Origin of the sequence: Brotonthovivens ammoniilytica (genome assembly GCF_025566885.1) — a bacterium.
Lineage (GTDB): Bacteria > Bacillota > Clostridia > Lachnospirales > Lachnospiraceae > Brotonthovivens > Brotonthovivens ammoniilytica.
In genome coordinates this window covers 191,517-203,176 of the sequence record NZ_JAOQJQ010000001.1, presented here as the reverse complement: position 1 = coordinate 203,176, position 11,660 = coordinate 191,517, and the positions used below count along the sequence as shown (strand labels likewise).

Annotated in this window: 11 protein-coding genes; all 11 read right to left on the bottom strand. The window is 42.1% G+C overall.

The window, feature by feature from the left end; translation table 11 throughout:
* Positions 1-4: 4 nt before the first annotated feature.
* Entirely contained in the window at positions 5-997 is a 993-nt protein-coding gene (locus tag OCV88_RS00930) for a uroporphyrinogen decarboxylase family protein (RefSeq protein ID WP_158423776.1), read from the bottom strand.
* A 397-nt stretch (positions 998-1,394) separates the two neighbouring features.
* Positions 1,395-3,020, bottom strand: a complete 1,626-nt coding sequence (gene groL / locus OCV88_RS00925; RefSeq protein WP_158423775.1) for a chaperonin GroEL — start codon at positions 3,018-3,020, stop codon at positions 1,395-1,397.
* Between the two features lie 57 nt (positions 3,021-3,077).
* Complete coding sequence (gene groES / locus OCV88_RS00920) at positions 3,078-3,362, bottom strand: co-chaperone GroES (protein ID WP_158423774.1); 285 nt, start codon at positions 3,360-3,362, stop codon at positions 3,078-3,080.
* 279 nt (positions 3,363-3,641) lie between these two features.
* Positions 3,642-4,418 (bottom strand): Cof-type HAD-IIB family hydrolase, encoded by a 777-nt coding sequence (locus OCV88_RS00915; RefSeq protein WP_262590568.1) that lies wholly within the window; start codon positions 4,416-4,418, stop codon positions 3,642-3,644.
* Positions 4,419-4,504: 86 nt separating this feature from the next.
* Positions 4,505-5,278, bottom strand: coding sequence for a CPBP family intramembrane glutamic endopeptidase (locus OCV88_RS00910; protein ID WP_262590567.1), 774 nt, complete (start codon positions 5,276-5,278; stop codon positions 4,505-4,507).
* A gap of 43 nt (positions 5,279-5,321) precedes the next feature.
* Positions 5,322-5,981 carry an HAD hydrolase-like protein gene (locus OCV88_RS00905; protein WP_158423771.1) on the bottom strand — a complete coding sequence of 220 codons (660 nt, stop codon included), beginning with the start codon at positions 5,979-5,981 and terminating at the stop codon, positions 5,322-5,324.
* Positions 5,965-6,801, bottom strand: coding sequence for a 2-amino-4-hydroxy-6-hydroxymethyldihydropteridine diphosphokinase (folK, locus tag OCV88_RS00900; protein WP_158423770.1), 837 nt, complete (start codon positions 6,799-6,801; stop codon positions 5,965-5,967). The genes OCV88_RS00905 and folK overlap by 17 nt, the downstream gene beginning before the upstream one ends.
* 2 nt (positions 6,802-6,803) lie before the next feature.
* On the bottom strand, positions 6,804-7,610 hold the full coding sequence (folP, locus tag OCV88_RS00895) for a dihydropteroate synthase (protein ID WP_158423769.1): 807 nt from the start codon (positions 7,608-7,610) through the stop codon (positions 6,804-6,806).
* A gap of 54 nt (positions 7,611-7,664) precedes the next feature.
* A complete protein-coding gene (locus tag OCV88_RS00890; RefSeq protein WP_158423768.1) occupies positions 7,665-8,189 on the bottom strand; it encodes an HD domain-containing protein in 525 nt (174 codons plus the stop codon).
* Positions 8,190-8,203: 14 nt separating this feature from the next.
* Entirely contained in the window at positions 8,204-9,487 is a 1,284-nt protein-coding gene (locus tag OCV88_RS00885) for a bifunctional folylpolyglutamate synthase/dihydrofolate synthase (protein WP_262590566.1), read from the bottom strand.
* 151 nt (positions 9,488-9,638) lie between these two features.
* Entirely contained in the window at positions 9,639-11,624 is a 1,986-nt protein-coding gene (locus OCV88_RS00880) for a sodium-translocating pyrophosphatase (RefSeq protein WP_158423766.1), read from the bottom strand.
* Between the last annotated feature and the right edge of the window lie 36 nt (positions 11,625-11,660).

The following is an 11,660-nucleotide window of genomic DNA, read 5'->3' as shown; positions in this document are numbered from 1 at the left end:
CTGCTTATTTTTTCAATTCTATCATTCTTCCATATTTATTTACTTCATCAATGTAAATTCCAAATTTGGATTCGTCTGTAGGAATATAATATGGAACGTATCTGCCCTTATTTACATACCGGTCCATTCTTGCTTTAATTTCAGCCCGAATCTCTTCTTCCGTAGAACCAGGAGCTTCCATTTTCTGGTTGTCCAGACCTCCTACTACTGTAATTTTATCACCAAAATTATCCAAAATATAGTCTACATCATTTTTCACCATTACCGGCTCTATACAGTCAACTCCAATTTCCACAAGATCAGGAATGATCTGCTGGATATATCCGCAGGAATGATGCATATAAATCATGCCAAGTTCATGAATCCGGTCTGCATATTTTTTCTCATTTGGCTTGATAAACTCTCTCCAGATATCCGGTGAAAAGAACATATTATCATTTGTTCCCCAATCATCGTGCATGTGAATCATATCCGGATGCAGATATTTATATGCCAGATCAATACATTTTAACTTATATTCACACATAGCGTCAAAAAATTTATGCACCTCATCCGGATATTCATAAAACGCACAGAGTGCATTTTCCATACCGATCATCTGATTCATACGTTCAAACTGACCGGACAGAAGGAGACAGCTGACCACATCTGTTTCAGGATTTACATGCATACCATGACACATTCCCTTAAAAATATCTTCAATAGGCATAAAATCCAATGGCGGAAATTTAACTTTCTCTTTCCATTCATCCATATCATCAAACAGTTTAAAATCTTTTGCTACCATATTTCCGTCGATCATAGGATTCGGGCCCTGATTGGTCCACAGAACTCCCCAGGCATCAGGACCGGTACCATAAGGATCAAACTTATCTCCTAATTCGATAAAACGTTCTCCTGGAAACACTACATCCTTCATGGTTGAATAAATTTCCGGAATAAAATCTGCCTTCTCTCCACGGAACAATGCCAGTAAAGCTTCTTTGTTTGTCTGCATCACATATTCTCCTTTTCTTATACTAGTCTTTGATTCGTTAACCCTTCATTGGATAATAACTTTTCAGTTACCTGATTCCTTTACTGAAAGTGTATCAAAAAAACGCTTATTTGAAAAACAGTTAAAAGAGAATAATTTGTAACTTCAGGTTGTAAAAATTTGCTCTGCTGCCACAACTTACGCGATGCTTATCTCGCGTTCAAAGAACGCTCGATACCGTGTAACCATGGTATACTGCCACGACTTACGCGACGCTTATCTCGCGTTCAAAGAACGCTCGATGCCGCATGACTACGTCATACGAAAACAAAAGAAAGGGAAATCCCCCTCATGAGAGTGAACTCTCTGATGGGGATTTCCCTTTCTTTTATTTTGTGCGTCGCTGGTTTTTTACCGATTACATCATGCCCATGCCTGGTGCTCCGCCTGCCGGCATTGGAGGTACTGGTTCTTTGATGTCTGCTACTACTGATTCTGTTGTTAATAAGGTAGATGCTACACTTGTTGCATTCTGTAATGCACTTCTTGTAACTTTTACCGGATCCAGGATACCCTGTTCTACCATGTCTACATATACTTCTTTTGCTGCGTCAAATCCAACGCCCGGTTCTGATTCACGCACTTTGTTGATAATCACTGCGCCTTCTAATCCTGCATTGGCTGTAATATAGTAAAGAGGTGATTCTAGTGCTTTTAAAATAACGTTAGCGCCTGTTTTTTCGTCGCCTTCTAATGTTTCTGCAAGTTTTGCTACTGCTTTCTGTGCATGGATATATGCAGAACCGCCGCCTGCGATGATTCCTTCTTCTACTGCTGCTCTTGTTGCTGCAAGTGCATCTTCCATACGGAGTTTGCTTTCTTTCATTTCTGCTTCTGTTGCTGCTCCCACACGGATAACTGCTACACCGCCTGCCAGTTTTGCAAGTCTTTCCTGTAATTTTTCACGGTCAAAATCAGATGTTGTCTCTTCAATCTGTCCTCTGATCTGAGCTATTCTTGCAGAGATGGAGTCTTTAGAACCTTCACCGTCTACGATAACAGTTGTTTCTTTCTGAACTTTTACGGATTTTGCACGTCCTAACATTTCAATAGTAGCTTCTTTTAATTCAAGACCTACTTCTTCGGAGATTACCTGACCGCCTGTTAAGATAGCGATATCCTGAAGCATTTCTTTTCTTCTGTCACCATAACCCGGAGCTTTTACGCCGACTACACTGAATGTTCCACGCAATTTGTTTACGATTAAGGTAGTAAGCGCTTCGCCTTCAATATCTTCTGCAATGATTAACAGTTTTTTGCCGGACTGTACAATCTGCTCTAATAATGGAAGAATCTCCTGAATGCTGCTGATTTTTTTATCTGTAATCAGAATATACGGATCATCTAATACTGCTTCCATTTTATCCATATCAGTTGCCATATATGCTGAAATATATCCGCGGTCAAACTGCATACCTTCTACAAGGTCAAGCTCTGTCTGCATTGTTTTGGATTCTTCAATTGTAATAACACCGTCATTGGAAACTTTTTCCATTGCATCTGCAACCATGTTTCCTACTTCTTCATCCCCTGCAGAAATTGCAGCTACTTTTGCAATGTGATTTTTTCCGTTTACTTTCTGGCTCATATCAGCGATTGCTGTAACAGCTGCTTCTGTGGCTTTTTTCATTCCTCTTCTCATTACGATTGGGTTTGCCCCTGCTGCCAGGTTTTTCATTCCTTCTTTAATCATAGCCTGTGCGAGAACAGTAGCTGTTGTTGTACCGTCGCCTGCTACATCATTTGTCTTTGTAGCTGCTTCTTTTACAAGCTGAGCTCCCATATTTTCAAAAGCGTCTTCCAGCTCGATTTCTTTTGCAATTGTAACACCATCATTTGTAATTAACGGAGCTCCAAAGGATTTATCCAGTACAACATTTCTTCCTTTTGGTCCCAATGTAACTCTGACTGTGTCTGCTAATTTATCAACGCCTGCTTCTAAAGCCGCTCTGGCTTCTGATCCATATTTTAATTCTTTTGCCATTTTATAGCCTCCTAATGAAATTTCAAAATATTATATTTGTATAAATTCAAACCTGGATTATTCAACGATTGCAAGGATATCGTTCTGTTTTACAATAATATACTCTTCACCATCTAATTTTACTTCATTTCCGGCATATTTGGAGTAAATTACTTTGTCGCCCTCTTTCACCTGCATTGTAACTTCTTTTCCGTCTACAACACCGCCGGGACCAACTGCCACTACTTCTGCTTCCTGGGGCTTTTCCTGTGAAGCGCTTGTAAGGATAATTCCTGATTTTGTAGTTTCCTCAGCCTCACACTGTTTTAATACAACTCTGTCACCTAAAGGTACTAATTTCATAATAATTCCTCCTTGATTCGAATTTGTCTCTCATCACTTCTGTTTATTAGCACTCACTTTTCACGAGTGCTAACCGTTGAACCTATAATAGTTTTTTTACCACTTTTGTGCAAACAGATTATATTCGGTTTTTTGGCATTTATTCTATTTATTTCTTTTATTTACTCTTTTAATCTCTTGTTTCCTCATTTTTTTATTTTTCTATGCAAAAATAACCTCCGGGCCTGTACAAACAGCAGACTCTCTTTCCAGTCTATGCAGCAATCTTTCTTTTTAGTACTAAATCAGCCCAAAATGTTCCAGGGCATGATAAATCCCGTCCTGATGAATATCATCTGTAATGTAATCTGCCGCTTCTTTTGCAGCCTCTGTACCATTTCCCATGGCAATCCCGCAGGCTGCATATTCCAGCATATCTCTGTCATTAATGCTGTCGCCAAATGCAACGGTATCATCCCGTGAAATACCAAGGGCTTCACAAACCTTCTGAATACCCTTTGCTTTGGAAAAACCCTTTGGAACAAGCTCCATCACCCATTTCCCATGACACAGCATTTGATAATCATCCTTCAAAAGATGCTCTGCCCGCTCAACATCCGCTCCCGGAATCATAACGGTAAGCTTGCTGGCCCTCCACTGATCTTCATTCCCGGTGAGAGGTTTTACAAACTCCCCAAGGGTCTCCTGAATATATCGTCCATAGGGATTGGCAGCAACTTCAGGATCCATAAACATATACGTCTCCCCCTCCATCAAAATGGGCATTCTGCATTCTTTTAAAATCCTCACGGTTTTTATCAGCGTCTCTTTTTCAATTTCATGGCAGAACAGACGCTCCCCCCGATATACAATCTGGGTGCCGCATCCACCTAGAATACCGTCAAACCCCAGGCCAAGCAGCTTCTCATCTCTGATCAAAGCTTTCGTTCTCCCACTGCATAAAAAAGACAGATGCCCCTTTTCCCGAAGTCTTAACACCGCCTCTTTTGTGCTTTCAGGTATCCGGTTTTCCCTGTCCCACAGCGTTCCGTCTATATCAAAAAATATCGCTGCCATTCTCATTCCCTCACTTTCTTTTGTTAACCATTCTTTTATCTATCTTTTTATCACACTTCTTGTCTGATAAAGTGATTTTAAAGTATTCAAACTGTTTTCCTGCTTTTTAAATATTTTTTTAACTGCTTCCATAAAAGCAGAAGGCAGATAGCTGCAGATGCCGATGAAATCAGGATCATAGCCGTATTCTCACTGCCATAATACCTGTACAGCCCCGTAAGATGCAGTACAACACTGATTGTATTCACCAGAGCATGGGCAAGGACCGCCATCAAAAGCTTTCCGGTCCGATGATATAAAAATGCAAATAAAAGTCCCAAAATACCGGCGTAAAATCCCTGAAGAGGATTCATATGCAGCAGCCCAAACACAAATGCCGATAAAAATACCCCCGGCCAGAACCCTGCAATTTTTTTCAGCCCCTGAAAAACAACACCTCTGTATAAAAATTCCTCCGCCGCAGGTCCTGTGATACAGGCCGCAAGTACAATAAAAACCGGCCGGTCTGAATACATCAGCGTCTCTGTACTCTGCCAGGAGGGAAACAGCTCCTGAAGGAACGATACCGACAGAAAATCATTCAGCACAACAGATGCGCAGACACAAATCACAATCCAGATCAGTGCCTCTCCTGTTCCCGGCGCCGCCTTTTGTTTAAAAAAAGAAAACATTCCCCGCCGGTAACATACCAGAAGCACCGCCAGACCTAAAACATTAGCCCCGGTCTGAGCAAGCATGGCATGTTCGCTGCCTGTGCCAGGGCCCAGCTGGGTAACAGCGGTATAAACTCCGGTTGTAACCAGGGCATAGCATAGTATGCTGATAAACATTCCTTTTACAATTGTAAATTTATCCTTCATCTGCATGATCTCCATTCAGATTTTTCATTTTAGAAGCAATCTGTTAGTTTTTATTTATATATCCTTCTGCCTCTTCAATGGAATCAAATACTGCTGCCGGTTCATATTCACAGAAATCCTGTCTGCTTCCAAATCCATAAGTAATTCCAATACAGGCAATTCCGGCCAGCCGGGCCCCCTGGGCATCATATTTTGTATCTCCAATCAAAACTACCCGGGAACGATCGTTCAAAGACATTCTGCGAAATGCCTCCTCTAAAACTTCCTGTTTGGTATCAATTTTTCCATCCAGGCTGGCTCCCACAATTGCATCAAAAAAATCTGTCAGCTTAAACTTTTCCAATATTTTTCTGCACATTACTTCCGGTTTGGAGGACGTTACAATCTGCCGATAGCCTTGTTTTTTTAATTTTTCCAGAACCTTCACAACTCCCGGGTACGGACGGCATAAAAACATCCCCCCGTCTTCGTAAAATTCCCTGTATTTTTCAACTGCAACTTCCGTCTGGTATCTATCCAAAGCATATCTTTGAGGTATAGAGTCCCGAAGCGGCGGTCCGATAAATGTCCTGATTATACTTTCATCTGTTTCCCGGATTCCGAAAAATGCCAGTGCATATTGAAGTCCCGCAGATATCCCCTCAAAAGTATCCATAATGGTCCCATCCAAATCCCAGAAAATATAATCATACTGTCTGCTCATTACTTTCCCTCTCCTTTTCCTGAAGCATCTGTAACACGGTTTTACCAAGAACCGGATGAACCTTTCCCGGGCACAGCTGCGCCAGAGGACGAAGCACGAAGTCCCGGTTCTGCATATCCGTATGGGGAATCATAAGATCATCACTTTCATAAATCAAATCATCCCAAAAAATAATGTCAAGATCCAGCGTTCTTGGCCCCCAGTGTATCGTCCGCTCCCTGTTGGCGGCCGCCTCAATCTCATGCAGCTTCTTTAACAGTTCTTCTGGCTCTGACAGCGTATCAAACCGGACTGCTCCATTAAAAAACTCAGGCTGGTCTGTCATACCATACGGCTGCGTTTCTATAAAAGTCGATACTCTGACATTTCTTGCAGAAGGCATCTGTCTAAGCTGCCCGATTCCAAACTCCAGATTTTTTCTGCGGTCTCCCAGATTAGATCCGATGGACAGACAAACATCGTGCCATGTTCTATGAATTTCTACGGAAACTGTCTCGATGGGAAGCCCAATGGGCGCCCAAGGCTTTTTTATTTCCAGATCAATAGCCTTTAGATGCTTAATATTCAGCAGCAGCGCTTCTGCCAGATGTTCAGCCGCCGATTCAATAAGCTTAAAGGTGTGATTCCGCATAAAATCTGTCATATAGTGGCAGATATCTCCATAGTGAATGGAGTCTGCCAGTTCATCACTCATCCCGGCTTTTCTGACATCGGTATACAATACTGCATTCAGTAAAAACTTTTGTCCCAGTGTATTTTCCTCCTGAAAGACGCCATGCTTCCCGAAAACTTCCAGATTTTGAATTTTAATTTTATCCATAATTATCCTCTCAATATTGCTTCTGTCATTTTAACAGCATGAAGATTTTCTTTTACATCATGAACCCGCACAAAGGCACAGCCTTTTAAAACTCCTAACACTGTAGCAGCCAAAGTCCCGGCCAGCCGGTCACCGGCGGGCACATCCAGAGTCAGACCAATCACAGACTTTCTGGAAACGCCAAGAAGAACGGGAAATCCAAGCCCTTTTAATTCTTCTAGATGATTCAAAGCAGTCAGATTCTGCTCATAGGTTTTACCAAATCCGATTCCGGGGTCCAAAATGATTTTCTCCTTTGAAATCCCTGCTTTTTGGGCTTTTGCCAGAGATTCTTTCATATCATCCAAAAGCTCTGGCATAAACCTTTTGTACCGGGCAGTTTCTCTGTTGTGCATCAGACAGCAGACAGCCTTTGATTCCGCAATTACATCCGCCATCTGGCTGTCATATTTCAGTCCCCAGATGTCATTGATTAAATCCGCCCCGGCAGCAAGTCCTTCTCTGGCAACGGCACTTTTATAAGTATCCAAAGAGATCGGTATGTCAAATCTTTTCCGGACAGCCTCGATTACAGGAACTGCCCGGTCTATTTCTTCCTGCTCAGAAATTTTCTGATATCCGGGCCTTGTAGACTCGCCGCCTATATCAATTATATCAGCTCCTTCTTCTATCATCTGCTGCACATGCGCCAGCGCCCGGTCAAGACTGTTAAACTTCCCTCCATCTGAAAAGGAATCCGGTGTAACATTTAAGATTCCCATGATATAGGTATGATGATCTGTATCAAATTCTTTATTTCCAATAAGCATATCTTTTTGCCCTCCTAAAATACCAGACAAATACTTTACTGATTTACAGCTGTTTTAACAATGAATGGTTTTGTTTCTCTCTTCTACTTGCCATTTACAGCTATCTGACGCCTCACACAAAAAACAGTTTCTGCTGTCATGATCGGCCTTTTTAATATAAATATCCGCCCAAAAACATTCTTGTTCTAAATCTGCCCCGTCTTTGTGATGCTCCGAAATCATTTTAAGAATCTTCAATTCCCGCTCTTTCGGAAAACCAATATCTGACAAAATACGCCGGGCAATCTCCTGGCCCACTACAGAATGATGAACACCGCTTTCATACTGTCCTGCCCGCCCAATATCATGCAGCAGGGCCCCTGTATAAATATCATCTTTTTTTTCTTCCAGAATCTTTTCCGGAAAAATCTGTCCCCGCCTGTGACAATCCTCCAGAAAATAAATCCATGCCATACGTGCCACATCCAGACTGTGTTCCAGCTCATGATGACAGTAGATCCTTTCCTTTTCCAGCCTGCGGATTTTTTTTTGCAGTGCTGTAAATTCAGGATGCTTTATAATTCGTTCTGCATATTTCATAATATCCTCGCCGCTTACTGCCCTGTCAGACCATAAGCATCTTTCACCTCTTTTAAATAAGACAGGGAACCAAAAGCAAGAATCATATCCCCGCTGTCCACCGTTTGAAGGGCAGCCTCCAGGGCATCCTTTACATGCTCTTTCACTACCGCCTCCACCTGCATTTCCAATAATATTTTTTCCAGACGAAAGGCAGCAAGCCCTCTTTGGTTTTCCGGCTTTATAAGAAAAACTTTATCATGGGGCCCAAACATAATGTCTGAAATCGCTTTATATTCCTTATCTTTTAATACTCCCATAATATAGACTATTCTCTTCTCTGTAAAGCAGGTTTCCAGTGTTTCTTTTAGTTTTTCTGCGGCATCTGTATTATGAGCGCCGTCAATATAAACATCTGGTCTGCTTCCAATCTTTTCTAGTCTTCCCGGCCAGAGACAGTCTTTTAGCCCTTTTACAATCTGCGCCTCATTCACCGGAAAATATTCTTTCAGCAAGTCCAAAGTTTCCAGCACGCAGGCCGCATTCTGAACCTGAAAGCCTCCGGCCAGAGGCAGTTTTATATCTTCATGTTCTTTATAAGAAAAAGAGGCCATTCCATTTTTAAATTTCAGCCCCCGGATCCATTTTTCTTCTGCAAAAATGCATTGGCTGTTCTTCTGCCGGGCCCTGCATCTGATCACATCGGCTGCCTCCTCCTGCTGCCAGGAACTAACTGTAGGACAGCCCTGTTTGATAATTCCTGCTTTCACAGATGCAATTTTCTCTAATGTATTTCCAAGAAACTGCATGTGGTCCATTCCTATAGATGAAAACACGCTGACGAAAGGCTTTGTTATCAGATTAGTAGCATCCGTCTCCCCTCCCAGTCCGGTCTCAATAATGGCAAGATCTATTTTCTCCTCCCACATCCAGAGCCAGGCCGCAGCGGTCTCCACCTCAAACCTGGTAGGATGAGGACAGCCTTTTCCTATGAGACGCCGGCAGGCATTTCTGACTGTTGTAAAAATTTCTGCCAGACGCTCTCTGCTGATGGGAGTATTGTTATATAAAAACTCTTCCTCATAAGAAAAAACATCCGGCGTGCAGAAACGTCCAACCTGATATCCTGCCTGCTGGTAAACAGAAGACAGCATGGCACAAACAGAACCTTTTCCGTTAGTACCCGCCACATGAATCACCGGAAGCTGTTCCTGCACATTTCCCAGTTCACTCATAAGATTCTGAATACTCATAAGTCCCAGAATGCTTCCGTATTTTTTTATCTCTTCTAAAAATTCCATTGATTCCTGATAATTCATATACTGCCTCATTTTCTTTATAAATCAAAGATTCAAGTCTCGCTCTCGCGGAACGCACGCTCCTATTGCATAAAAGAAAAAGGCGATATACATACCGCCTTTTCCCCTTTTGGTAATGTCTGCGTCAGCAAACACGCCCGTTTCATAAACTTTAAAGAAGTCCGCCAATCTGAAGGAACAATGGAGCGAATACTAAAGCAACGATTGTCATCAGTTTGATTAAAATGTTGATAGATGGGCCTGAGGTATCTTTAAATGGATCACCTACTGTATCACCTACAACTGCTGCTTTATGAGGTTCGCTTCCTTTTCCGCCATGATGTCCGCCTTCAATGTATTTCTTTGCGTTATCCCATGCACCACCTGCGTTTGCCATAAAGATCGCCATCATAACACCTGTTACAAGAGCTCCTGCTAACAGTCCGCCTAATGCTGCTGCACCTAAAACAACACCTACAATAATCGGAACAACAATTGCAATAATACCAGGAAGAAGCATCTCCCTTAATGCTGCCTGTGTAGAAATTCCTACGCAGGATTTGTAATCCGGTTTGCTTGTACCTTCCAGAATACCTTTGTCTGCTTTAAACTGTCTGCGCACCTCTTCAATCATCTTGTAAGCAGCTTTGGATACCGCTTCCATTGTGATTGCAGAGAACAGGAACGGAAGCATTGCTCCGATAAACAAACCGATAATAACGGTTGGCTCTAAAAGACTGATTGCTTTTAATTCTACCGCCTCTGAATAAGATACAAACAAAGAAAGAGCTGTCAGAGCTGCGGAACCAATAGCAAATCCTTTTCCGATAGCCGCTGTTGTATTACCTACAGAATCCAGTGAATCTGTAATTTCACGAACGCTGTCATCTAATCCGGACATCTCAGCGATACCACCTGCATTATCAGCGATTGGACCATAAGCATCTACTGCTACAGTACTTCCTGTTGTTGCAAGCATACCTACTGCTGCAAGAGCGATACCATAAATTCCTGCAAATTTATAAGATGCAAAAATACCTACCGCAATCAGAATAATCGGGAAAGTAGCTGAATGCATACCTACTGCAAGACCGCTGATAATATTGGTTGCAGGACCTGTCTCAGACTGTTCTGCAATTTTATGTACAGGACCAAATTTGTCAGATGTATAATGCTCTGTAATAGAACCGATCAGGATACCAACGATCAGACCGGCGATAATAGCTCCACATGGCATGAAAGAACCAAGAATTGGTTTACTTAAAACAACTGCCATAACAACGGTAATAATATTTGCAATATTGCTGCCAAGCTTCAGTGATTTATGAGGATCAGACCCCTCTTTACCACGAACAAAGAACACACCGATAATAGAAGCAATAATACCTACTGCTGAGAGAAGCAGCGGATACAGTGCACCTGCCATTGGATTTGGAGCTGTCTTATATGCAAGCAGTCCCAGTGTAATTGCAGATACAATAGAGCCAACATAGGATTCGAACAGATCGGCACCCATACCGGCAACGTCACCTACGTTATCACCTACATTATCAGCAATAACTGCAGGGTTACGGGGATCATCTTCCGGAATACCTGCTTCTACCTTACCTACCAGGTCAGCACCAACATCAGCAGCCTTTGTATAAATACCGCCGCCAACACGTGCAAACAAAGCAATGGAAGAAGCTCCAAGACTGAATCCGAATAAAATAGAATCATTTTTGGTTATTAAATAAATGATACTTGCTCCAAACAGACCCAGACCTACAACGCACAGACCCATAACCGCACCGCCTCTAAAAGCGATTGGAAGAGCTGCAGTCATACCTTTTTCTCTTGCGGCATTTGCAGTTCTTACGTTTGCTCTTGTAGCAACGTTCATACCGCAATAACCTGCAACGGTAGAGAAAACAGCACCGATGATAAAGCAGATTGCTGTATCCCATCCGATACCAAATCCTACTACAACAAATACTACAACAATAAAGATAATCAAAATCTTATACTCGGCCATTAAAAACGCCTGAGCACCTTCATGGATCGCTGCTGCAATTTCTTTCATTTTGTCTGTACCTTCAGACTGTTTTTTAACATTTGCAGCTAATCCTGCGGCAACAAGTAAAGCAATGATGCCGACAATTGGAATTAACCAAATCATTTTCTTATTTCTCCCTTCTTACGACTATGCAGCAAA